Source organism: Natrinema limicola JCM 13563, assembly GCF_000337475.1.
GTDB classification, from domain to species: domain Archaea; phylum Halobacteriota; class Halobacteria; order Halobacteriales; family Natrialbaceae; genus Natrinema; species Natrinema limicola.
Genome location: NZ_AOIT01000010.1, coordinates 19,358 through 42,359, shown reverse-complemented (window position 1 = coordinate 42,359; position 23,002 = coordinate 19,358). Strand labels below are relative to the sequence as shown.

Sequence of the window (23,002 nt, the reverse complement as noted above, 5' to 3'; positions counted from 1 at the left end):
AACCCGAACGGACTCGAGCGGTTCGCTCGCCTTGACCCGCGGTAGGTTTATGTTCGGACTACGTCATTCGCCGCTATGGAGGGTCGCCAATCCGCGTGGCGTATCTACCGCGAGTCGCTGCCGATCCTCGTGGTGAGTCTCGCCGGCGGCATCTTCGCGGGATCGGTGCTCGGCTCCGACGGGATGACGGCAGGGTTCGAGCGCTTTCCCGGCATGCTGTTGTTGCTGCCTGCCTTCCTCGCGACCCGGGGGAACGTCTACGGCGCGTTGGGCGCGCGGATCTCGAGTGGCCTCCATCAGGGGATGATCGACCCCGAATTCTCGTGGGACCGACGATTGGTCAACGCCGTCGCCGCCTCTTTTATCAACGGAATTAGCGTTTCAGTATTCATCGCCGTCCTCTCGTGGGGGATCTTGCACGTGCTGGGACGTGAATCCGCACGGCTCGTCGAACTGCTTTCGATTATGCTCGTCTCAGGCGTGCTCACGTCCACGACGCTGATTTTCGGCCTGTTGGGGCTTGTATTCGCGAGCTACGAATACGGCCTCGATCCCGACAACCTGATCGGCCCGATCGTCACCACGCTCGGCGACGTCTTCGGCGTCGTCTTCCTCTTTATTGCACTCACCATCGCAGAGGTGGTGTTCTAATGGGGGCCGCCGACGCCGACGACGCGCTGAACTCCTGGACGATCCGAAACATCGTCGGCACGATGTTCCCTATCCTGATCGGGCTCTCCGTTCTCGAGATGGGGTCGGGCTACGTCCTCGAGGAACTCCAAGAGACCTACCTCGGGAATCCGACCCTGCTGGTGCTCGTCCCCGTGATGATCGGGATGGGGGGAAATCTCGGTGCGATCCTCTCCTCGCGGCTCTCGACGCGACTTCACCTGGGCGTCCTCGAGTTCGACGTTCGCGACGAGGTGCTGTGGACGAACATAATCGCGATCCTGGGGCTGGCGGCGACGGTCTTTTCAGCGCTTGGCGTCGCCGCCTGGGTTGTCGGCCAGGTCATCGCCGAGCCGATGGCACTCGGCGAGTTGTTGCTCATCTCGATCAGTAGTGGCATGTCCCTAGCAGTGATCGCGATCGGGCTGAGCCTCGCTGCGACCTACGTCTCCTACACGCAGGGCCTCGATCCGGACGACACCACGATCCCAGTGGTTACGAACCTCTGTGACATCCTCGGCGTGGTCGTCCTCTCGGGTGTCGCGATCGTCGTGCTGAACTGATACGGTCTGCTGTCCCGATGTCCCGGTGGGTCCGCAGGACGGGTCGCGGGTGCACCGGCACTGACTGACAGCAGACCGTATGAATCGTAAATAGCCGAGCGATCACAGCCAACCTCGAGTGTCGAGACCGTGGCGAAGCCGGCCACTATGCTAGGAAGTGAGAATACGCGAGAACGGACGATCTCCCGTCATAGCTCCACCTTGTGACTAGAGGCACTTAAATGACGAACGGAACCCGAATCAACGTTACGCGGACGCGAGTTCGCGGAAGTCGGCTGCGGCCGTTCGGGTCCCCTTCGAGATCAGCACGTCGCCGCCGCGTAACTCGGCGTCGGCGTCGGCGACCAGCAGCCATCCCTCGCCGGGTCGGCGGATGGCGATCACCGACATCATCGAGTCGGCATCGGGCACGCCAGCGGTCACTGCGGTGTCGTCGAGGTCGCTGTCCGGATCGACCACGACGCGGGTGATGATTTCGTCGCTCTCCTGAACGGCCAACTGCACGACTGGGTGGACATCGATATCGCGCAGGACGCCCTCGCTGATCTCGATCGCGCTGTCGCTGATCCGCTCGGTCGAGTTGCCAAGCTGAATCAGCCCCCGTAAGACGACCGGATCGCTCGCGTCGGCGGCCGCCCGAAGCGTCCAGGCCTCGAACCGCGACTGCATCGCGTCGACTTCGACCTCGAGATTGCGGACCTCCTCGGCGAGTTCCTCGCTGTCGAACAGCACGCTGCTGTAAGCCAGGTCGACCGCCAACTCGGAGAAGTCTTTCATGTGGATGATCGTATCGACGGCCCGCTCGAGATCGTCGATATCGGGTGCCTCGACGGTCGGTGCCTCGTAGCCCTCCCCAGTCAACGTCTCGTAAACGTCGCCGATCGACGAGTCAGGGCCGCGCAACAACGCCACGTCGTCGGCCTCAACGCGCGTGTTCGGCCCTGGGTTGAGTAGCCAGTCCGTGCCACGCCGAAGCGCGATCACGCGCACGCCCGTCTCGGACTCGAGGTCGATGTCCTTGAGCGTCCGGCCTGTATACGGTGAGTTCGGGTCGACGACGCCACGGACCAGCGTCCCCGCCGCCTCCGGCAGCGCCGCCCGCATTGCCTCGGGCAGCCCCATGTCCTCGAGGACGATTTTGGCAATATCGCCAGCGGCGTCGCTGATCCCGTCGGCCGCGCCAACGATCCCCAACACGGGCGCGAGCTGTTCGGCATCGGCCGGCTTCCGTGCAGCCATCAGGAGGCTCATCCGCGCGCGGAGCTCGAGGACGTCCATGCGCTCTTCGAGTCGGAGAACCTCGGTGGCGAGTTGCTCGCTGCGGTGGAGGACCGCCGAGTACGAGAGGTCGATCAACAGCTCCGCGGTGTCTTTCATCTCTACGAGTACGTCCTTGACGCTAACGGGCTCGTACTCGATCGACGCCGACGACGTCTCGCCCTCGAGCGGGTCCATGTCTCGAGAGTCGGCCCGCCGACGAAAAAAACGTTTCCCGCCGCCGTCCAGACGCTCGGAAGACGCAGCCTTCCGACACGGTTTTGCCCGGGCACAAAGAACGCACTGGCAAGACCAATGCTCGACCGGACCTATATACGCGAGAACACAGCGGAGGTGCGCGACGCCCTCGAGAACCGCGGGGCCGACGTCGATCTCGACGAGTTCCTCGAACTCGACGAACGCTGGCGCGAGCTGAAAGCACGCGGCGACGACCTGCGCCACGAGCGCAACCAGATCACCAAAGAAATCGGCAAGCTCGTCGCAGAGGGCAAAGAAGAGGAGCGCGAGGAAGCCATCAAGCGCTCGCGGGAACTCAAAGCCGAGATCGAAGAGGTCGAGGAAGAAGGCGTCGAACTCGAGGAGGAACTCAGAGAACGCATCCACGAGATTCCACAGGTCCCACACGAGAGCGTCCCGTTGGGACTCGACGAGCGCCACAACGTCGAGGATCGGCGCTGGGGCTTCGACGACCTGCGTGACCTGCCCGACGAGGTCACTCCCCACTACGACCTCGGCGAAGATCTGGATATCATCGACGAGGAACGCGCCGCCAAGACGACCGGCTCGGGCTTTTACTTCCTCAAAGGCGAGGGCGCACAGCTCGAGCACGCCCTGATCCAGTTCATGATGGACATCCACCGCGAGCAGGGCTACGTCGACGTCTTCCCGCCGATTCCGGTCAAGAGCGCCTCGATGCGCGGCACCGGCCAACTGCCGAAGTTCGCCGACGACGCCTACCGACTGGGCGGCAGCAACGAAGAGGAGTACGACGACGACGATCTCTGGCTCTGCCCGACCGCGGAGGTACCGGTCACTAACATGTACGCCAACGAGATCCTGCTGGACGACGACCTCCCGCTCAAACACCAGGCGTACACGCCCAACTTCCGGCGCGAAGCCGGCGAACACGGCACCGAAACCCGCGGCATCGTCCGCGTCCACCAGTTCAACAAGGTCGAACTCGTCAACTTCGTCGAACCCGAGGACAGCTACGACCGCCTCGAGGAACTGCTCGGCGAGGCTGAAGAGGTCCTCAAACGCCTCGGGCTCCCCTACCGCATTCTCGAGCTCTGTACCGGCGATCTCACCTTTGCCTCCGCGAAAACCTACGACATCGAGGTCTGGGCCCCCGGCGACGACATGGACGACGGTCCCGACGAAGGCGGCCGCTGGCTCGAGGTCTCCTCGGCGTCGAACTTCGAGGACTTCCAGGCACGACGGGCCGGACTGCGCTACCGACCCGAGCGCCACGAATCGGCCGAGTATCTGCACACCCTGAACGCCTCGGGGCTTGCGATTCCGCGCGTGATGGTGGCGATCCTCGAGTATTACCAGAACGAGGACGGCACGGTGACCATCCCCGAGCCCCTGCAGCCGTACATGGGTGGCAAAGAAGTCATCGAGGGCCACGAGAAGGTCGGCGAGTCGGCGTTAGGTGCGGGCGAGCGCGAGTAACCGACCAGCCACCACTGCAGCGACGTACTCCTCGAGCGCGGTTCGCGCCTGTCTCCATCGCTCTTCGTCACGACCGCCGAACTGCTCGGCCGCGTTTCGTGCGTCTTCGGCCACGTCCGAGAGAGGATGTTCGCCAATCCTTCTGGCACCGGCCCTCAAGTCAGAGCTACGTTACGAATCGGGGACTTCAAACTAAATAGCCAATAGTAGGCGCGGCTGACGGTCTAGCGGTTCTGCCGCGAGCGTCGAAGACGCGAGCGGCTTCCTCGTGAACGCAGTGAACGAGGGCTTGGAAGAGCTACGCTCTTCCAGTGTTTTTGGTCGAGATTTTTTGCTCGAGCGGTGAACGAACGGAGTGAGTGAACCCGAGAGGAAAAAGGTCGGTGGCTTAGATGTAGTCGATGCTTGGCGGCAGCTCGAGCTTCATGCCCTTGCGCTCGCGGATCTCCATGATCTTCTCGCGCTGGAGGGAGTCGGACATGAACTCGAAGCCGGCGTTTTCGGTGTTCCAGGAGGCACGACCCTCGGTCGCAGAGCGGATGTCGCTCGCGAAGCCGATCATCTCGTCGACGGGTGCGATACCCTCGACGACCATGAGGTCACCTTCCTGGTACATGTCGTCGACGCGACCACGGCGGCCCTGAATCTCGCCGGAGGCAGCGCCCATGTGGTCGTTTGGCACGTCGATACGGACGTCCTGCATCGGCTCCATCATCTTGATGTGGCCGTCGATGAGCGACTTGTGGACAGCCTCGCGGGTTGCGGGGATGACCTGTGCGGGACCACGGTGGATGGTGTCCTCGTGGAGCTTGGCGTCGTGCAGACGGATGAGCGTTCCCTGAACCGGCTCGTTGGCAAGCGGACCGTTGTCGAGGGCTTCCTCGAGTCCCTCGATGAACAGTTCCATCGTTTCGTTCAGGTGCTGGATCCCTTTGGTCTGGTCGAGCAGGATGTTCGTGCCGTGGATGTGCTCGACGACTTGGGAGTCTTCTTTGTCCATGCCGGCTTCCTGGAGCGCTTCACGGCGCTCGAGTTCGGGCATGTTCATCGACGCCTCTCCCATCCGGATCGTCTCGACGATCTCCTCGCTGAGCGGCTCGGCGGAGATGTAGAACCGGTTGTGGCGGTTTGGCGAGATACCTTCGACCTCATCGCTTGCACGGTCGATGGCCTCGCGGTAGACGACGATCGGCTCACCAGTGTTGACCGGGATGCCCTGGTTCTTCTCGATACGCTGGGTGATGACCTCGAGGTGAAGCTCACCCTGTCCGGAGATCAGGTGCTCGCCGGTGTCCTCGTTGATCGTAATCTGGATCGTCGGGTCCTCTTTCGAGACCTGTCGGAGCGTCTCGATGAGTTTGGGGAGGTCGTCCATCGTCTGGGCCTCCACGCTCTTCGTGATGACCGGCTCCGAGATGTGTTCGATCGACTCGAAGGGCGTCATCTCGATGCTCGAGACGGTCGAACCGGCGATCGCGTCGCGCAGGCCGGTAACGGCCGCGATGTTCCCGGCAGGGACGTGGTCGACTTCCTCGCGTTCGCCACCCATGTAGATGCCGACGCTCTGGACGCGGTTCTTGCCCGCAGTGCCCGAGACGTACAGTTCCTGGCCCTTCTCGAGGGAGCCCGAGAAGACACGGCCGGAAGCGACTTCGCCAGCGTGTGGGTCCATCGCGATGTCGGTGACCATGAAGACGACGTCGCCGTTCTCGTCGACGAGACGCATCTCCTCGGCAAGGTCGGATTCGTCGTCACCACGCCAGATGCGTGGGATACGGCGGGGCTGAGCGTCGACAGGGTTCGGGAAGTGCTCACAGACCATGTCCAGAACGACGTCCGACAGCGGCGTCTTCTCGTGGAGTTCCTGGCGCTTGTCGGCGCGCTCGAGTTCCATGATCTCGGCGAAGTCCATGCCGGTCCGCTGCATCGAGGGCATCGAGACACCCCACTTGTACAGTGCGGAGCCGAAGCCGACGGTACCGTCTTCGACGGAGACAGTCCAGTCGTCGATGTCGTCCATGTCCTCGGTCATCCCACGGATGAGTTCGTTGACGTCTTGGATGACGGCGAGGAGTCGTTTCTGCATCTCTTCGGGACCTTCCTGCAGCTCGGAGATGAGGCGGTCGACCTTGTTGATGAACAGGGTCGGCTTGACACCCTCACGAAGCGCCTGCCGGAGCACCGTCTCGGTCTGGGGCATTGCCCCTTCGACGGCGTCAACAACGACGAGCGCACCGTCGACGGCGCGCATCGCACGCGTCACGTCGCCACCGAAGTCGACGTGGCCCGGCGTGTCGATGAGGTTGATGAGGTGGTTGGTTCCCTCGTACTCGTGGGTCATCGAAACGTTCGCCGCGTCGATGGTGATCCCACGTTCCTGTTCGTCTTCTTCCGTGTCCATCGCGAGCTGTTCGCCGGCAGTCTCGTCGGAGATCATGCCGGCACCAGCCAGCAGGTTGTCAGAAAGCGTCGTTTTCCCGTGATCGACGTGAGCGGCGATGGCGATGTTCCGGATGTTCTCCGGTTCGTCCATCAGCCGTTCACACTCTTGGACGATCTTTTTGCGTCGGCCCATATACACCCTGTTACCGCCAGCGGGGTCAAAAGGGTAGTGTTTCGTCGCCGCCGGATTTCGTCGTGTTTCACGGTTCGAGCGCCCGAATGTCTAATTTACGTGAGTGAATGCCACGCAGCAAGCCGACAACTGGAGACGGGCGTAAGAGACATACAGCAACAGCCCTTGGTATCTCTACGCATGGATATACGAGTACAGGGACCAGGACCGACCGCTCCATTCCTCAGCGCCAAAGACCTCTTCCAAACCGAGCACGACCTCTCGCTCCCGGTTCGAGTTCGTCTCCAAGACGACCCTGACGAACGGACGTGGGCCGCCCACTACGACGACTACCACGTCCTGAACATTTCGAGGCAGGCCGCCTCATCAGCGATGGCCCGCGAACTCGCCCTCCACGAGTTCGCCCACATGGTCCGCCACGAACAGCAACATCCGTCACACACCCAGTCAACCGAGGAAGTCCTCTATCTTGCACTGGCCGGTAAACGCGTCGAGCGGCGCAAGCTCTCACACTGTTACCAGATCGCAAATCACATGAAAGACATCTACGCCGACGACATCACCCTCTCGGTCGGCCCCGGCGAGAAACTGCTCTCCTTTCTCGAGTCGAGTCTCGCCGCGGCGGTCGTCGACCGACCCGAGACGCCACCACGGCACGGTCTCGAGCGACTCTCACCGGGTACCGATCCCGAGATTACAGCGGTCAACGCAGCCTTCGCACTCGCACTTGCGGAACGACACGACCTTGTCGATGACGAACATCGACTCTACGATCTCGCGCACGTGGCCGCGATGGACGCACCAGAAGTCGATTTTCAGGAGTTCAAACGGCGCTTTCGGGAACTCGCGCGAGAACCAGACACGAGTACCTACCGACAGGTGCTCGTCGACGCGACGCGATCGTACACCAGCAGCGAGCGTCTTGCCGCAGACTGATACGGTCTGCTGTCAGTCAGTGCCGGTGGGACCGCAGGACGGTCGCATGTATACTGGTAACTAGTGACAGGAATCGGGTGGGGTCGTGTATCGACTGGATGGGGAAGCAACGATGGCGCTGATAGATCGGGGTGGCGCTGGAAATTCCCGGAGTAACCGCGACGAGAATACTTCGGGAGACAGCACAACGAGAACACCGTCGAAAACGGACTCGACGGATCGCGTTAGCGTGCGGCTGCCGCGACGCGCTCTTTTTCTTCTTTCTGGCTCACCGCGTAGGTCTGGACGTCGTAGTTGGCCGCGCCGATAAGCTGGCTAGCGATGGCCTCTTCGACGGGCGTCGCCGTCTTGAACGAGTCGTTGTAGACACCTTCGGAGAGGAACTTCAGCGCTTGGTCGACACGACGCTGGGGAGCGACGTCGACGGCCTTCGGGACCGAGATTCCACCGTATTTCAGGCGGACAGTCTCCTCTCGCGGGGCCGCGTTCTCGACGGCCGTCACGAGTACCTGAATCGGGTTGTCTTCGGTGCGCTCGTGAATGAGCTCGAACGCATCACGGACATAGTTGAGCGTCTGCTGTTTCTTGCCCGTGTTCTCCTCGGTCTGCATCAAGCGGTTGATAAAGCGCTCGACGATCGAGATTTCGGACTTCTTGAACTGCTTGCTAGCGTGGCGGCCCGCGGTGTGAGCGACGGGCGAAACCGTGATGTAGCGCTCGGTCGAGGGGTCGGCGTATTCGATTTCGCCGATTTCCCACTCGCCGAAGAGCTTCGCTGAAACGTCTGCGCCGCCAGCTGGCGCGTCCGGGTCCGGTTGGTCTTCTGCAGCCATGATTATCGCACCGGTTTCTCCGCGTTCCCGCGAACGAGTTCTTTCAGCGCGACGCCGTTGACCTTGTCAACCTTGTAGTTGACGCCCGAGAGGTCACCCATCGCACGACCCTTCGCCCCACCGATACCGGCGATGGTGACTTCGTCGTGTTCGTCGATGAACGAAATTGCGCCGTCACCGGGGCAGAACGCAGTGACCTGCTTGCCGTTTTTGATCAGCTGGACTCGGACGCACTTTCGGATCGCCGAGTTCGGCTGTTTTGCCTCGATGCCGACCTTTTCGAGTACGATACCGCGAGCCTGGGGCGCTCCCTCGAGGGGGTCGGACTTCTCGCGAAGTCCACGGGCGCGGCGCGCGTAGTCAGAGTCGGACCACCGCTGGTTCTGGCGGTCCTTCTTGAGCTTGCGCGCGGCATATTTGCCGTTTGCCATAGTACCAGTCGCTATCCGTCGAAGCCACTTAAACGACCCGTTTCGAATTAGCGAGACGGCTCGAGATCGCTTTAGATACATCGCTCGCCGAATCTGCGGCCGTTTCGAGGACTCGAGTTACGGCTGGAGCACGGGTTAGCGACGCTCGGCAGGCGAGAGGTTTCCGAACGTCGATCAGGCGATCAACTAGCAGCCCGTCCGTCTCCACCCTCGAACGCTTCGTTTCGCTGAACCTCATTCCCGCAAGTGCAACTGGTCCACCGGCAGTGGCACGGATTACGCTTGCGACAGCGAGGTCAGTCGTGTTTCCGGCATCTGCCTCGTCCTTTCTCGAGCAAATCATACGGTCTACTGTCAGTCGGTGCCGGTGGGACCGCGACCGCCCTGCGGTTGCACCGGTAAATCGGGACAGCAAACCGTATCAGCGTCGATCAACTCAGAAGATCGGTTGGTGTGTGTTCTTCCTGCCACTCGTCGATATCGGCGTGATAATTGTAATACTCAGGATAGAAATCGTGATGTCTGTACCAGCCGATATTCTCGTAGAAACCGGGGCCGAGCACGCGGAAGGGCGTCGGTGGTGCGATACCCATCTCGACGTAGCAATCTCGAACCTGACACCGCAGATGGTGAACGAGATCCGCCTGAAAGCCCTCGATCGTATCGAACTCGTAGAAGTCCGCGATCATTTGCGGGCGGGCGTCTGGTTCCCGATCCGGTAGTGGTTGACTTGGACGAGCACTGAACGTCTTCTCGCTCTCTTGGGATACCTCCCAGCGGACGGTGACAGGACCGACTGCGTCGATGAGGCCGTCACCGAGATGCGCAGCGCAATCGGTAAAGTCGACATCCATCTCGGCGAGAGAGGTCTGTAATTCCTCGAGTTGGGCCTCATCGCTGGTCCCCGTCGTTGCCGCTGTCTCGAGTTTCTGGTAGAGATCCGTCTCGGTCAATTTTTCAATAGATGAGAGGAAGTCTTCCTCGTCGTTAAGATATATGTCTTGACCGACGCGTCGTAAATCAGCCTTCCGAGCGCCACGTGGTTCGACGATGACTGGATCGGTAGTCTCAATGTGACTCTGCAACTGCTGGCGGGGATCTGTGAAGTATTGTTGAACCTGTTTGGGAGTAAGACTTGCAATCGTGAGCATCACCATGGCGATTCGGTCAGGGTTTCGGTATGTGTCAAGCGTGTCGTAGCCCCGTTTGCGATAGACCTGGTATTTCGCAAAGCGGCGCGCCTGATTGCTGTGTTCGTTTTCTTCCGTCGTTCGATCTACCGGTTTGTCTGAATATTCGTCACATTTATGGGCATAAATTTCACCATTTTCCTTATGCATTTCTATGTGGTGTTCAAATCCAGCATTGTCTGAAACTTTCATCCCAATATCTATTTCATCTTCTCCGATGAATTTCGCCTTCATTTTTATTCCTCAAATTTTGCTTCGCCGCCGTATTCGGTGCCTTTGATCCGCTGTTTGACTTTCTCAGCAAGGGTATCGAGTTCGACTTCGGAGATGGAATCACGGCCGCGTTCGTAGACGTTGCCATAGAGCGTTTTGGCAACATCAGAGAAGGCACCACCGGCCATCGCACCGAACACTGGGTTGGCAGTTGCAGCGGTGACTGCCAGTCCGATTCCACCTCCGACGATCCCTTTCCCAGTCGCTTCACCGACAGCATCAAGGAGACCCTGTTCGTTACGGACTTCGTTAAACAACGTTGCCTGATTGACCTTGATCTGGCGAACTTCCTCGGCCAGCGCCTCCGGTTCGGCTTTCACCTCGTCAAGAACCAACTCCCCACTGTCCTGCTCGTCCGTATTACTAAACGGGTTCAGTTTACCCAGCGCCGACCGCTGAATGTGCATCTCCGCCCCCATCCGGGTGATCGTCACCGGCCCATCCGACAGTGCCTCTTCGGCCACCTCGTCACTCTCGAGTCCCAGATGTGAATCGAGGTCAGTCTCGAGGTTAACCTCCTCTTTGAGGATCATACTGGTCGGCGCATCGCTGTTCTGTTGTGTGACGTGTGCGAGTTCGTGAGCCAGCAGGTGCTGACCTTCGGGCGACTTGGAATCGCACGCGCCGCTGTTGCACACGACCCCGTTGCCACAGCAAAAGACCTTCGCGTCGATTTCCTCGGTGGCTTTCGCTGTCCGCCCACCCGTGTGAATGCACACGTCCGAGAAATCGGCGTCCATCCACTCCTCAAGAGAGCGGTGTCGGATGACAGATCTTCCTGGAATGAGGCCATCCATTGGTTGTCGGGAACTGCTAGCTGTCGTAGCCGAACAGTCGCGCTGAATTGGATCGAGTGCTGTGGAGTTCGGGATACATGTTGTAGTGATTGTATCGACGGGTGTAGATGAACTTGCCGGGGCCGAGAACACGATACTTCGCCGGTGGGGTTAGCCCCATTCCGACGAGACAATCGCGGATCTGGCACCGGAGGTGGTGGTCGAGATACGGGTTGAACTCCTCGAGAGTGCCAGGATCAGCAGTCAGCAATTCGAGGCGAGCGTCGGGTTGGCGTTCCAGCGGATCCTCGGCGGACTCAGTGACGAGTTCGCCGTATTCGTCGGGATAGGAGACGTGGATCCCCGAGACGGCGCCGTCCTCGAGTCCTAACTCGGCATCGACGGCTTCCGGGTCGATTGTGTCGGCCAACTCGTCGGCGAACGACTGCCACTTCTCGAGTTCGCTCGCTGAAACGTCCGTGAGCGCTCGAGACGTCATGCCAGCCTCGAGGTCGAGCCCGCGGTCGGCAGCAATCGCCCGCGCCTCGTCAGCGAAGTCGCTCTCTCGAGGATCGATCCCCAGGTAGAGGTCCTGCTTGTAAATCACGTCATCGGGATATCGAACGGCCGAGGGAAGCGACCGTGGGCGCTCGACGGTCGAATCGTGATGGCTGCGCAGTTGCTGGTGAATTGGGCTGAAAAACTGCTCGAACTGCGCGTCCGACAACGAGACGATCGCCTGGCGGACGGCTTCGATGTAATCGGGATGGTTGACGTGTGCGACCGTGTCGTAGCCGCGTTCGGCATAGACGTAGTACTTCGCGAAGCGCCGAGCCTGATTGTTGTGTTCGTTTTCTTCATCGGTCCTGTTGGCTGGGTCGTCAGCGTACGCTTCACATTGATGGCCAGTTATATTACCGTCAAACTTCATTTCGATAAGGTGCTCTGCATCATTATTGTCGATGATGCTAAGACCGATCAGTTCTTGGGTTTCTCCGGTAATCATTCCGTCCATATTCAATCACCTCGGGAATTAGCAACGCCTTTGAGACGCTCATGGCTATACTGTTCGTCCCGCAGTTCGGCGAGCCGTTCTTCGAGTGACTCGATTCGAGCTTCGAGTTCGAGTGCGGAACTGCCGGGACTGTTGTCCATCAGCCAGTCCATGCTTTCTTTGGAGACATCGGTGGCGACGCTGCTGGTGAGTCCAACGGCGAAGCCAGCTACAGTGCCGCCAGGACCGAGGACCGATCCGACGAGCGCTCCGGTGACGCCGCCGGCCAGTCCTTTGCCTACGGCACCGGCGACATCGGGACTCGAGTCGGCTGCGCCGGGGCGTGCCTCGACGAAGGCAGCCATCATCTCCGCTTGATTCGATTTGAGCCGTTCGACCTCCGTGGCCAACACCTCGGGATCGGCTGGAACGCTCGTCTCGTCCGCAGATCCAAAACGGTCGGACGCCTGTTGGCGAGCCTGCTCGAGTTGCTCGGCCTCGGGCAGCCGCTGGATCTGCACCGCTGTCCCCAGTCGGTTGATCGTTACCGGGCCGTCGGCCATCGCCTGCTGTGCTGCGTCTTCAGCTTCCCGCTCGAGTCGCGGATCAGGATCGATCTCGAGGCCACTGTCTTCCTGGGGCATCATGCTGATCGCAGCCCCGGTTTGCTGGCGGACGTGTGCGAGTTCGTGGGCGAGGAGGTGCTGTCCCGCTGGCGATTCGGGATCGTACTCGCCGTGGTTGAACGCGATGTGATTGCCAACCGTAAACGCCCGCGCGTTGATGTCCTCGCAGGCTCTGGCGGCGGTTGCACCGGTGTGAACCCGTACGTCGCCGAGGGAATCGCCCATCCGCTCTTCCATCGCGCGCTGGATGCCGCCGTCCAGCGGCTGGCCCGGCGTGCTCAGTACGTCTCGTACTGACGCGGGCACACCAGCGTCCCCGGCTCGGTCGGTGTCGTACTGTGCCTCGCGGCTGCGCTGGACCGACGCCGCGTTCCGGCGTTCGATATCTCGTGGCACCGCCGCCGGTCGCTCGGCCTGGCGTTCCCGGAACGCGTCCATATCCACCGGCTTTCCCATGAGTTCGACCGGCATTCCCTCGTCGACCCAACTCTGGACCTCCGCGGGACCGCAGGCCTGCTCCAACCGCTGGAGCTGGACTTCCTGCCCGGGCGCATACAACTCGAGGCCGTACCGACTCTCGATGTCCGCTCGAGCCGGCGTCGGCGACGTGCCAGTCGACCTCGCGTTCGACTGCGCTCTCGAATCCGATATCGGCGATCGGGACCGATAACTCGCGGAGCCGTCGGTCTGTTCCGCCCTCGACTCCGAGTTCGCTCGTATACCCGTGTATCCCATTCCGTCTCTACCCTGATTCTTCCCTGCAATACACATATAATTATCGTACACTAATTAGAAAAGATAAATATAGTCCGTGTTCAAACGGCCGATAACAGCTAGTCACGCAAATGCAGGGGAGGAGTTCACGCCGATGAGCGACACCGCTACGAGCGAGCATCTACTCGCTGAATTGGACCGGATTCACGGCATTCTCGAGCGGTACCTCGAGAGTCGATCCGACACCACGCCTGGCACGACTGCTTCTGTCGCGAACGGACGCGACGACCGACGTGGCACAGCCGATCCGACTGCACTCACGTATTCGATTCCCAGTGTCGATCAGAGCGGCTTCGATACACTCGATGACGACAGCGGACACACCAGGCGTGAGGCGCTCGAAGACGATGGCAAACGTCGGCTCGAGACGCTGGTCGACGGATTCGAACTCGACGACCTCCATCGTGAGATCCTCCTCATCGCCCTTCTTCCCGATGTCGATCCGACGACCGCAGACCTGTTTTCGAGAGCCACGAACGACCGCACGAACCCGCGCCCAACCGTTGCACTCGTGGCAGACCTGTTTTCGCGGACGAACGCCGAGTTCGTCACTGCAACCGCGCTCGTCGGCGAGCAGTCGCCACTGCGAGCAAACGGCCTCATCGTCGTCGACGACGTGACCGACTCGAGATCGAAACTCGAGCGCGAGCTCCGTGTCGATGACCGCATCTATGCGTATCTGCTCGGTCACGACGGTATCGACCCGCATCTCGAGGCGACCGTCGCGGACCACAGTCCGATCGAACTCGAGGAGCCGCTGACCGAAACGACCGCCGACGCGACGCTCGCGGAGGTGCCGATCGACGACACGCTCCGGGCGGAACTGGCGTCGCTCCCCGAAGACGAGACCGGAACCGGCCGCCGTGTCTACTTCTATGGCCCGCCCGGCTCCGGCGTCGACCGCGCCGTCGAAGCCTGCTGTACGGGCGATCGCTATCTGCAGGCCGACCTCCGGGCCATCCTGGCTGCCGACGCTCTCGAGGCGCTCGTACGCGAAGCGACGATTCTCGACGTTCCCGTCCAGCTCCGCAACGCCGACGCCACCGTCGCCGACCGGGAAACAGACCACTCCCTCGAGGGCGTCCTCGCCCGCTTTCGCGAGTTCGACAACGATCTGTTCCTCACGGGCGAGCGCACGTGGGTGCCCACCGAGAGCCGCCGCGCCAGCGTCGACGCCATCTACGAGTTCGACCGCCCCTCGATCGCGCGCCGTCGGCAGTTCTGGGAGGACCGCGCTGACGACCTCCCGGACGACCTCGAGCCCGAAACCATGGCCAGCACGTTTGATCTCACCCCGGGGCAACTCGAGGCGGCGCTTGCGACCGCCGACGCACTTGCCGATGGTGACGACCGCACGCTCGCGGACGTTCGGGCGGGCTGTCGCGCCCAGTCGTCGGACGACCTCGACGAGCTCGCCGAGCACGTCGACCCCACGAAGACCCGGGCCGACATCGAGGTCGACGACCGCACCGAACGGCAGCTGCGAACCCTCGAGACCCATATCACGAATCGCGGGTTGCTCTACGACGACTGGGGATTCAGGGACCAGACCGGCAATGCGGGCATCGTCTCGCTATTCAGAGGCCGTCCCGGCACTGGAAAGACCCTCGCAGCGGAGGTACTTGCCAACGCCGTCGGGATGGACATCTACAAGATCGATCTCTCATCCATGGTCAGCAAGTACATCGGCGAGACCGAGGAAAACTTAGAACAGCTCTTTCAGGCTGCCGAACAATCGAACGCGATCTTGCTGTTCGACGAGGCCGACGCACTCTTCGGCGACCGCGCGGAAGTCTCCGACGCGACCGACCGCTACGCCAACGCCGAAGTGAACTACCTGCTCCAGCGGGTCGAAACCTACGACGGCGTCATCTTCCTGACGACGAATTACGCCCAGAACATCGATACGGCCTTCACTCGCCGGATTACCCACTCGATCCGGTTCGACGAACCCGACGCGGACACGCGCAAGGAGATCTGGAAAGGCGTCTTCCCCGATGACTGCCCCCTCGAGGGGATCGACTGGGAGTGGCTCGCCGGGTTCGACTACAGCGGCGGCACCATCGAGAAACTCGCCATGCATATCGCCATCTACGTCGCCGGTCAGGGAAACGAGACGATCACCATGCGCCACGTCGTCGAGGCGCTCGAGCGATACAAACGGAATCGCAACAGCCGGGTCCGCGAGCAGGATTTCGAACCCTACCTCGAGTACTTACAGGGCCCAACTGAGCGAGAAGCGAAAGAACGGCTCCACCAGAAGCGCCGCGCTGGATGAGGACGGGAACGAACCGGTCGTCGTGCCGCGTCAGTCGACGTCACAAAACAGAAAAAAGCGGAATGAACACCGGTCGCAATTTCGGCTCCACAGAACGATGACATACAGCGCCATTGCAGACGTCAGCAACGTGTTGATCGAACTCATAAAAGCGAACGCCGACGAACGGAGTCCCATCGATTCGAATCGAGTCGAAGTGGCCTCCCCTGCCGATGTCGACTCCCTCTCGAGCGTCGATCTCACGCTGTATCCATATCAGATCGAGACGGACACGGCGATGGGATCGGGCAGCCGAACGATCTCCGGGACGGCGCGACAGGACCGGCCGCTGGCGCTTTCAGTACGCTATCTCGTGACCGCATACGCTGTCGGCGGCGGGAGTGACGACGGCGAGAGGCAGACGAACCCCTTCAAACGTCAACAGCGTCTCGGCGCAGCCCTCCAGCTGTTTCACGACAACAGTCGGATCGAGCCTGCCGACGCTCCCGCCCCGCTCGGCCAGGAGCAACCGCTTTCGATTTCGATCGTCGACGAACCAGTCGACGAGCTACTGTCGCTGTGGTCACAGCTTTCCGACGTGAGCCACCAGCCGTCGGCGACGATCGAGGTCAATCCAGTGGTGATCCAGTCGCTGAACGAATCGGAATTCACCCGCGTTGAAGAACACGAGACGACGGTTGGCCGACGGTCGGAGACGTCCGATCGACACGCAGAATGAGTGGAATCTGTGGACCGACGGACCCAAGCGCGTGCCTACAGCAACTGCACGTCGTCGATCCCGAAGTGGCGCTTTGCAAGGGTGCGGGCGGCCTCGATTGTCCGCCCGTTGGTTCCGATCGCGACCCCGTGGTCGGCTTCGGCGACTTCAACGTAGGCGACAGTGTCGTTGTTCTCGCTGATCGTGACGTTGTAGACGGCTGCCGGCGCAAGCGCGTTCGCGACGAACGTCTCGGGATCGGCCGCGTCTTCGACGAGTCGTACCTGCGCGTCGACGCGATCCTCAAACTGCTGGATCGTCCGGCCGTCAGGGCCGATCGCTTCGCCCATGCCGCCGCGTTCGACGACGATCAGGAGCCTGTCACCGCCGTCGGTGACGAGACAGTCGCGGCCGGCGACACCGGTGACGTCCTCGAATGCGGCGAGATACTGCCGGGCGTCGTCGGCGAGCGTAACTCCCATCGATCAGTCGGCCTGACTGCTCCCGGAGGTGGTCGACCCCATCCGGAGGTCGACATCGCCGGTTCCGAGTTTGATCGGCTTCCCGACGATGACGTTCTCCGTCACGCCGTCTAACTCGTCGATCTCGCCGTGGATCGCAGCGTTGAGCAGGTGGTTGACCGTAACCTCGAACGCCGCACGAGCGAGCACCGAGTCCTTCGAGCCCGAGATGCCGTGGCGACCGATCGACTCGATCTCGCCGCGGTTGGTCATGATGTCCGCGACGAGCATCAGGTGGCGGACGTTGACGTCGTCTAACCCCTGTTCGGCCAGCGTGTTGTTCGTCTCCTCGATGATGGCTTCGCGGGCTGCCTCGATGCCGAGGTTGCGCCGGATCTCGTGGATGTTGTTACACGTCGTCCGCGAAGCGTCGACGCCCTCGATCTCTAAGACGTCACCGAAGGCCGACCCTTCGGTGTAGAGGACGAACTCTTCGCTGCCGTCGTCCATCTCCTCACGGCGGATGACGACCCGGGAGATGTCCTCGATGCCCTTGAACGTGATATCGCGCAGCTCCTCGACAAGCTGGAGGAGATCCCGATACGAAGGTTCCTCCGGGCCAAACTCGATCTGGGTTCCTTGTTGGATCGTCTTGACACCCAGCGAATCCTCGATGATCTCGGCGACTTCCTCGGGCGTGATCAGCCGCTCTTTCAGCGTGTCCTCGTTGAGCGAGATCTGGACGCGCATGTCCGCAACGTTCGTCGAGACGTCACCCAGCGCGAGGATCTTGGTGGCTTCGATCTTCCAGACAACCTCGTGGGCGCGCTCGCGCTCGGTAGCGTAGTCGCCCTCGAGGTGGACGGTCATCATCGGCGTGTCCGGGGTCTTTCGAGCGTCGACCAGCTCGATCAGCCGGGGCAGCCCCTGGGTCACGTCGATCTCGGCGACCCCCGCGTAGTGGAACGTGTTCATCGTCAGCTGAGTCCCTGGTTCGCCGATCGACTGGGCGCTGACGGTGCCGACGGGATCGAGCGGATCGACACGGGTATCGAGGTAGCGAGTCTCGACGGCCTTCGCGAGTTCGTCGGCATCTTCAACCGTCGCGTCCTCGCGAGCCTCGAGCGTCTCGTAGACCTCGTCTTTGAGTCGCCGTGGCAGATCGGTGTCCTCGACGACCGCGATGGTGTCGTCGTCGACGTCGTAGTCGACTTCAGTCATCGGAGGTCACCTCCGTACCCTCGGCAAGGCGATCGTCTGCGTGTTCCGAGAGGTTGGTCGGCCGCGGCCGCGAGCCGAGGAACTCCTGTTTTTCGGCTTCGGACTCGAACTCGGAGTCGAGCACGCGGCTGGCGATCTGGTCGACGTCGATGTTGTTCTCCTCGCCGGAGGAGACCTTGACCGGCGAGGTGCCGTCTTCACCGAACTCGAACTGGACGATCGTGTCCGAGGTGTCCCGGACGGTGCCGTCGTACTGGGTCTCGAGCTCGGAGAGGGCGTTGATCAACCGGCGCTGCAGGTAGCCGGACTTGGAGGTCCGGACTGCCGTGTCGACCAGCCCCTCGCGGCCACCCATCGCGTGGAAGAAGAATTCCCGCGGGGTCAGGCCGCTCGTATAGGAGTTCTCGACGAATCCGTGGGCCTCCGCCGAGAGGTCGTTGGGTTCGTAGTGACTGAGGGTCCGATCCTCGTAGCCGCGGTTGATGCGCTCGCCGCGAACTGCCTGCTGGCCGACCGCGCCGGCCATCTGTGTCAGGTTGAGCATCGACCCACGCGCACCGGAGTTGGCCATGACGACGGCCGGGTTCTCATCGTCGAAGTGCTCGTCGGCGATGTTCCCGGCGTTGTCACGGGCACGCGAGAGCGTCTGCATGATCTTCATCTCGAGGGTCTCGTCGATCGTCCGGCCGGGGAGACTCTCGAGTTCGTTGTTCTCGTAGGCCTCGATCAGTTCCTCGACGCGATCGTTGGCGTCCGCGATAGTCTCGTCAATGCGTTTCTCGGCTTCCTCCGGGATGGTCTCGTCGTCGATCCCGATCGAGAACCCGAAGTGCATGATCGCACGCATCGCCAGCGTCGAGACCTCGTTGACGAAGATCCGGGCGCGCGTGTTGCCGTAGATCTTCGTGATCGTGTCGACGATCTCGCCGCCGAACTCGCCGACCTCGTCCTCGGCGATGGTCCCCTGAAGCAACTGGCCGTCCTCGATGACGACCTCGTCGCCGACGGTGCCGGTAAACTCGAGGTTCAGATCGTCGGGCAGTAACTCGGAGAAGACGTCGTAGCCGGTCCAGAACGGCTTGCCCTCGTCGTCGACGCCGCTGGGTTCGGGCAGTTCGTCGATCCGGGTCGCCCGCAGCAAGTCGAGCGCCTGGGTCTCGTTGAACCGTGGGTTGTCCGCGGTCAGCAGGTACATCCCGCTGATGTGGTCCTGGATGGCGCCGATGATGTTCTCGCCGAAGCGAGGGCTCAGGATCTGCTCTTGCACCCGCATGAGCACGCGCGCTTCGGCACGAGCCTCCTCGTTTTGGAGCGCGTGCATGTTCATCTCGTCGCCGTCGAAGTCGGCGTTGTACGGCGGACAGACGACGGTGTTCAGGCGGAACGTCTTGTACGGCATAACCACGACCTCGTGGGCCATGATCGACATCCGGTGGAGCGACGGTTGCCGGTTGAAGATGACGATGTCGCCGTCGATCATGTGCCGATTGACCTCCCAGCCGGGTTCGACCTTCTCGGCGAGTTGCTCGCAGTTCTTCTCGGTCACCTTCAGCCGGCGGCCGTCCGGTCGACGGACGTAGTTCGCACCAGGGTGAGCCTCGGGGCCGTTCGAGACGAACCGGCGGGCATCCTCGAGGTTGCGCTCGGTGACGTTCATCGTCTGGGTCATCTCCTTGGCGACCCGATCCGGGACACCGACCTCGTTGAGCGACAGCGTCGGGTCCGGCGAGATCACAGTACGCGCGGAGAAGTTCACACGCTTCCCGGACAGCGAGCCACGGAAGCGACCCTCCTTACCTTTCAGGCGCTGGGAGAGGGTCTTGAGCGGCCGGCCGGAGCGGTGCCGTGCCGGCGGCGTGCCCGAGATCTCGTTGTCCATGAACGTCGTGACGTGGTACTGCAGGAGTTCCCAGAGGTCCTCGATGATCAGCTGGGGCGCACCGGCTTCGCGGTTCTCCATGAACCGCTGGTTGATCCGGATAATGTCGACCAGCTTGTGGGTCAGGTCGTCCTCGGAGCGCTGGCCGTTGTCGAGCGTGATCGACGGCCGTGCAGTGACCGGCGGGACGGGGAGGACGGTGAGGATCATCCACTCCGGACGGGAGCGTTCGGGGTTGATGCCCAGGACCTCGATGTCCTCGTCCGGAATGTTCTCGAACCAGTCCCGGATGTCGCTGGGCATCAGCTTGTTCGTGTCCTCCTCGGTCAGGTCGATATCCAGGGCCTTCTCGATGGCCTTGCGCTGACTCTCACGCGGGCGGAACGAACCCGAGAGGATCTCGTTGACCCGGGTGAGTTCGATCTCGGTCTTCTCGGCGAGTTCGTCCGGCGTCGTTCGCTCGACGCCTGCCTCTTCGTCGCCCTGCATCGCGCCGGCGATGCGCTGGGAGTACTCGCTGGTCAGCACCTGCTGGACCTCGTAGTAGGTGGTCGGCTTCTCGTGGTCGATGTCGTACTGGATCTCGCCACAGAACGGACAGCGATCCTTCTTGCGTGCCTGCCGGATCGCGGCCTTCGTCACGTCATTGAGGTCGCGACTCAGCTTTCGGGACTCGTCGAGCTGGTCGCGGAACTCGTCGCGCTCGTCTTCGGTCAACAGCAGCCGGGAACACTCCCGACAGGTCCCTCGCAGGAGTCGCCGAATGAGCTTCGTGAAGCCGACGTGGATGACCGGCGCGGCCAGTTCGATGTGGCCGAAGTGGCCGTTACAGGAACCCGAGTGCTTCCCGCAAGTCTTACACTCGAGGCCGGGGTCGATGACGCCCAGCCGCGGGTCCATCAGCCCCATGTCGATGGGGAAGCCGTCGTCGTCGTAGGTGTCGGCCGTGATGATCTTCGTCGCGCTCATCTCCCGATACTCCTCGGGCTCCATGAGCCCGAAGGAGAGTTGCCCGATGTCTTTGGGTGTCGTATCTTGCATGGTTTAGACGGCGTCCTCCAGTTCGAGTCGCGGTGCGATACCCAGCGCTTTCATCTCGTCTAAGAGGAGCTTGAACGCGTAGCTCATCTCGATCTCGTGGATATCGGTCTCCTCGTCGCAGTTCGGACAGTAGACACGCCGTTGTTCGACGTTTTCGACCGCGCTCATGCCACAGTTCGCACAGATGTGGATGAACTCGCGGTCGGACTCGTCTAAGAGTCGTTCCTTCAGCGTCATGGCCGCCCCGTGGCCGATGAACACGTCGCGTTCCATCTCCCCGATTCGGAGGCCACCCTCGCGGGCACGACCTTCCGTCGGCTGGCGAGTCAGCACCTGCACCGGCCCGCGCGAGCGGGCGTGCAGTTTGTTCGAGACCATGTGGTAGAGCTTCTGGTAGAAAATAACGCCGACGAAGATCTCAGCCTCGATCTTCTCGCCGGTAACGCCGGAGTACATGGTCTCCTTGCCAGCCGAATCGAAGCCGGCGTCCTCGAGTCCCTCACGAAGCTCGTCTTTGTCCTCGCCGAGGAACGGCGTCCCGTCGACGCGCCGGCCCTCCATCGCGCCGAGCTTGCCGCCGATCATCTCGAGAATGTGACCGACGGTCATCCGCGACGGCAGCGCGTGGGGGTTGAGCACGAGGTCCGGCACCACGCCCTCCTCGGTAAACGGCATGTCCTCCTGGGGTGCGAGGTGGCCGACGACCCCCTTCTGGCCGTGTCGCGACGCGAACTTGTCCCCGAGTTCGGGGATCCGCTCGTCGCGGACAGAGACCTTCGAGAGCTTCGAGCCGTCCTCGCCCTCCATGAGCGTGACGGTGTCGACGATGCCCGATTCACCGGAGCGCATGGTGACGGAGGTCTCACGCCGTTTCTGTGGCGAAAGCCCGCCCATGTCGTCGGGCTCCTCTAAGAATCGCGGCGGCGAGGTCTTCCCGAGCAGCACGGAGTTCTCGTCGACTTTCGTCTCGGGGTTGACGAGGCCGTCCTCGTCAAGATGGGCGTAGGCTTCCTCGCCACGGGCACCGCGGACGTCCTGGCTCGGAATCTCGAAGCGGTCTTCCTGGCCACCAGGGTAGCGGCGTTCCTCGCCTTCATAGGTGCGGAAGAAGTGCGAGCGTGCGAGCGCGCGTTCGACGCTGGCTTTGTTCATGACCAGCGCGTCCTCGATGTTGAACCCTTCGTAGCTCATCACGGCGACGACGAAGTTCTGTGCAGCCGGCCGCTCGTCGTAGCCGATCTGCTCGGTGGTCTGGGTCTTGACCATCGAGAGCTGCGGGTAGTGCAGCAAGTGCTGGCGCGTGTCCGGGCGAATCCGGTAGTTCGCGCTGGGCAGCCCGAGCGACTGCTTGATCATCCCTGCCCCCATCGTAATGCGGGGACTGGCGTTGTGTTCGGGATACGGAATCATCCCCGCACCGATCGAGAAGATCAGCGACGGGTCGATCTCGAGGTGGGTGTGTTTCTCGGTGAGATCGTCCTCGTCGACAGCCACGAGGATGTCCTCTTCTTCCTCGGCGTCGATGAACTCGATATAGCCGTGATCGACGAGGTCCTCGAACTCGAGGTCACCGTCTTTGAGCGCCTCGATCTCCTGTTCGGAGATGCGGGGTTCGCCGTCCTCGACGACCAGAAGCGGCCGGCGTGCGCGGCCGGCGTCGGCGTTAACGATTACTTCGCGAGTGCGCTCTTTGACCGAGACGTTGACCATCTCGGAGACATCGCCGATACGTCGCGCTTCGCGGATCTGTTCGGCTAGTTCGTGTGGATCTGGGTGGGTCCCCACCAGCGACCCGTTGACGTAGACTTTCGCCTCTCGTTGTTGGCTGCTCAT

19 protein-coding genes are annotated in these 23,002 nt (G+C 61.8%); 6 read left to right on the top strand and 13 right to left on the bottom strand.

Annotated elements, in window-relative coordinates:
- Positions 1–75 precede the first annotated feature (75 nt).
- A complete protein-coding gene (locus C476_RS00345) occupies positions 76–651 on the top strand; it encodes a magnesium transporter (RefSeq protein WP_008008732.1) in 576 nt (191 codons plus the stop codon).
- The gene (locus C476_RS00340) at positions 651–1,232 is read left to right on the top strand and encodes a magnesium transporter (protein ID WP_008008731.1); all 582 of its coding nucleotides are present in this window, start codon (positions 651–653) and stop codon (positions 1,230–1,232) included. The genes C476_RS00345 and C476_RS00340 overlap by 1 nt, the downstream gene beginning before the upstream one ends.
- Before the next feature lie 246 nt (positions 1,233–1,478).
- On the opposite strand, the gene C476_RS00335 is transcribed toward C476_RS00340, so the two are convergent.
- Entirely contained in the window at positions 1,479–2,687 is a 1,209-nt protein-coding gene (locus tag C476_RS00335; protein WP_008008730.1) for a potassium channel family protein, read from the bottom strand.
- Between the two features lie 117 nt (positions 2,688–2,804).
- On the opposite strand from C476_RS00335, the gene serS reads away from it, so the two are divergent.
- Positions 2,805–4,184 carry a serine--tRNA ligase gene (gene serS, locus C476_RS00330; RefSeq protein WP_008008728.1) on the top strand — a complete coding sequence of 460 codons (1,380 nt, stop codon included), beginning with the start codon at positions 2,805–2,807 and terminating at the stop codon, positions 4,182–4,184.
- Here the strand turns inward: serS and C476_RS18640 are convergent.
- Both C476_RS18640 and C476_RS00325 read right to left on the bottom strand, forming a co-directional pair.
- On the bottom strand, positions 4,161–4,298 hold the full coding sequence (locus C476_RS18640) for a hypothetical protein (protein ID WP_160162883.1): 138 nt from the start codon (positions 4,296–4,298) through the stop codon (positions 4,161–4,163). The two genes, serS and C476_RS18640, sit on opposite strands and share 24 nt — an antisense overlap.
- A 274-nt stretch (positions 4,299–4,572) precedes the next feature.
- Positions 4,573–6,759, bottom strand: a complete 2,187-nt coding sequence (locus tag C476_RS00325) for an elongation factor EF-2 (protein WP_008008726.1) — start codon at positions 6,757–6,759, stop codon at positions 4,573–4,575.
- A gap of 180 nt (positions 6,760–6,939) precedes the next feature.
- On the opposite strand from C476_RS00325, the gene C476_RS00320 reads away from it, so the two are divergent.
- Positions 6,940–7,695 (top strand): DUF5781 family protein, encoded by a 756-nt coding sequence (locus tag C476_RS00320; protein WP_008008724.1) that lies wholly within the window; start codon positions 6,940–6,942, stop codon positions 7,693–7,695.
- A 224-nt stretch (positions 7,696–7,919) separates the two neighbouring features.
- On the opposite strand, the gene C476_RS00315 is transcribed toward C476_RS00320, so the two are convergent.
- The 6 genes from C476_RS00315 to C476_RS00290 all read right to left on the bottom strand — a co-directional run bounded on the left by C476_RS00315 (position 7,920) and on the right by C476_RS00290 (position 13,340).
- Positions 7,920–8,528: a 30S ribosomal protein S7 gene (locus tag C476_RS00315; protein ID WP_008008721.1), complete on the bottom strand. Its 609-nt coding sequence runs from the start codon at positions 8,526–8,528 to the stop codon at positions 7,920–7,922.
- Between the two features lie 2 nt (positions 8,529–8,530).
- Complete coding sequence (locus C476_RS00310; RefSeq protein ID WP_004267302.1) at positions 8,531–8,959, bottom strand: 30S ribosomal protein S12; 429 nt, start codon at positions 8,957–8,959, stop codon at positions 8,531–8,533.
- Between the two features lie 431 nt (positions 8,960–9,390).
- On the bottom strand, positions 9,391–10,383 hold the full coding sequence (locus C476_RS00305) for a hypothetical protein (RefSeq protein ID WP_241430455.1): 993 nt from the start codon (positions 10,381–10,383) through the stop codon (positions 9,391–9,393).
- Between the two features lie 2 nt (positions 10,384–10,385).
- Positions 10,386–11,219: an eCIS core domain-containing protein gene (locus tag C476_RS00300; RefSeq protein ID WP_083857013.1), complete on the bottom strand. Its 834-nt coding sequence runs from the start codon at positions 11,217–11,219 to the stop codon at positions 10,386–10,388.
- A gap of 16 nt (positions 11,220–11,235) precedes the next feature.
- Positions 11,236–12,213 (bottom strand): hypothetical protein, encoded by a 978-nt coding sequence (locus tag C476_RS00295; RefSeq protein ID WP_008008694.1) that lies wholly within the window; start codon positions 12,211–12,213, stop codon positions 11,236–11,238.
- Positions 12,214–12,215: 2 nt separating this feature from the next.
- Entirely contained in the window at positions 12,216–13,340 is a 1,125-nt protein-coding gene (locus tag C476_RS00290; protein ID WP_394295552.1) for an eCIS core domain-containing protein, read from the bottom strand.
- A gap of 346 nt (positions 13,341–13,686) precedes the next feature.
- On the opposite strand from C476_RS00290, the gene C476_RS00285 reads away from it, so the two are divergent.
- Complete coding sequence (locus tag C476_RS00285; protein WP_008008691.1) at positions 13,687–15,870, top strand: ATP-binding protein; 2,184 nt, start codon at positions 13,687–13,689, stop codon at positions 15,868–15,870.
- A gap of 97 nt (positions 15,871–15,967) precedes the next feature.
- The gene (locus C476_RS00280; RefSeq protein ID WP_008008689.1) at positions 15,968–16,588 is read left to right on the top strand and encodes a DUF4255 domain-containing protein; all 621 of its coding nucleotides are present in this window, start codon (positions 15,968–15,970) and stop codon (positions 16,586–16,588) included.
- Between the two features lie 35 nt (positions 16,589–16,623).
- On the opposite strand, the gene C476_RS00275 is transcribed toward C476_RS00280, so the two are convergent.
- Genes C476_RS00275 through rpoB form a run of 4 tightly spaced genes read right to left on the bottom strand, consistent with a single transcriptional unit; the run spans position 16,624 to position 23,002 of the window.
- Positions 16,624–17,049 (bottom strand): NusA-like transcription termination signal-binding factor, encoded by a 426-nt coding sequence (locus C476_RS00275; protein ID WP_008008688.1) that lies wholly within the window; start codon positions 17,047–17,049, stop codon positions 16,624–16,626.
- Between the two features lie 3 nt (positions 17,050–17,052).
- Positions 17,053–18,249, bottom strand: a complete 1,197-nt coding sequence (gene rpoA2, locus C476_RS00270) for a DNA-directed RNA polymerase subunit A'' (protein ID WP_008008686.1) — start codon at positions 18,247–18,249, stop codon at positions 17,053–17,055.
- Positions 18,242–21,169 carry a DNA-directed RNA polymerase subunit A' gene (locus C476_RS00265; protein WP_008008685.1) on the bottom strand — a complete coding sequence of 976 codons (2,928 nt, stop codon included), beginning with the start codon at positions 21,167–21,169 and terminating at the stop codon, positions 18,242–18,244. Before C476_RS00265 ends, rpoA2 begins: the two co-directional genes overlap by 8 nt.
- 3 nt (positions 21,170–21,172) lie before the next feature.
- On the bottom strand, positions 21,173–23,002 hold the full coding sequence (rpoB, locus tag C476_RS00260; protein WP_008008684.1) for a DNA-directed RNA polymerase subunit B: 1,830 nt from the start codon (positions 23,000–23,002) through the stop codon (positions 21,173–21,175).

Coding starts and splice junctions, on each gene's coding strand:
- C476_RS00345 (WP_008008732.1), top strand. CDS start 76: ATGGAGGGTCGCCAATCCGCGTGGCGTATCTACCGCGAGTCGCTGCCG.
- rpoA2 (WP_008008686.1), bottom strand. CDS start 18,249: ATGACTGAAGTCGACTACGACGTCGACGACGACACCATCGCGGTCGTC.
- rpoB (WP_008008684.1), bottom strand. CDS start 23,002: ATGAGCAGCCAACAACGAGAGGCGAAAGTCTACGTCAACGGGTCGCTG.
- C476_RS00275 (WP_008008688.1), bottom strand. CDS start 17,049: ATGGGAGTTACGCTCGCCGACGACGCCCGGCAGTATCTCGCCGCATTC.
- C476_RS00320 (WP_008008724.1), top strand. CDS start 6,940: ATGGATATACGAGTACAGGGACCAGGACCGACCGCTCCATTCCTCAGC.
- serS (WP_008008728.1), top strand. CDS start 2,805: ATGCTCGACCGGACCTATATACGCGAGAACACAGCGGAGGTGCGCGAC.
- C476_RS00335 (WP_008008730.1), bottom strand. CDS start 2,687: ATGGACCCGCTCGAGGGCGAGACGTCGTCGGCGTCGATCGAGTACGAG.
- C476_RS00280 (WP_008008689.1), top strand. CDS start 15,968: ATGACATACAGCGCCATTGCAGACGTCAGCAACGTGTTGATCGAACTC.
- C476_RS00265 (WP_008008685.1), bottom strand. CDS start 21,169: ATGCAAGATACGACACCCAAAGACATCGGGCAACTCTCCTTCGGGCTC.
- C476_RS00305 (WP_241430455.1), bottom strand. CDS start 10,383: ATGAAGGCGAAATTCATCGGAGAAGATGAAATAGATATTGGGATGAAA.
- C476_RS00310 (WP_004267302.1), bottom strand. CDS start 8,959: ATGGCAAACGGCAAATATGCCGCGCGCAAGCTCAAGAAGGACCGCCAG.
- C476_RS00295 (WP_008008694.1), bottom strand. CDS start 12,213: ATGGACGGAATGATTACCGGAGAAACCCAAGAACTGATCGGTCTTAGC.
- C476_RS00340 (WP_008008731.1), top strand. CDS start 651: ATGGGGGCCGCCGACGCCGACGACGCGCTGAACTCCTGGACGATCCGA.
- C476_RS00315 (WP_008008721.1), bottom strand. CDS start 8,528: ATGGCTGCAGAAGACCAACCGGACCCGGACGCGCCAGCTGGCGGCGCA.
- C476_RS00285 (WP_008008691.1), top strand. CDS start 13,687: ATGAGCGACACCGCTACGAGCGAGCATCTACTCGCTGAATTGGACCGG.
- C476_RS00300 (WP_083857013.1), bottom strand. CDS start 11,219: ATGGATGGCCTCATTCCAGGAAGATCTGTCATCCGACACCGCTCTCTT.
- C476_RS00325 (WP_008008726.1), bottom strand. CDS start 6,759: ATGGGCCGACGCAAAAAGATCGTCCAAGAGTGTGAACGGCTGATGGAC.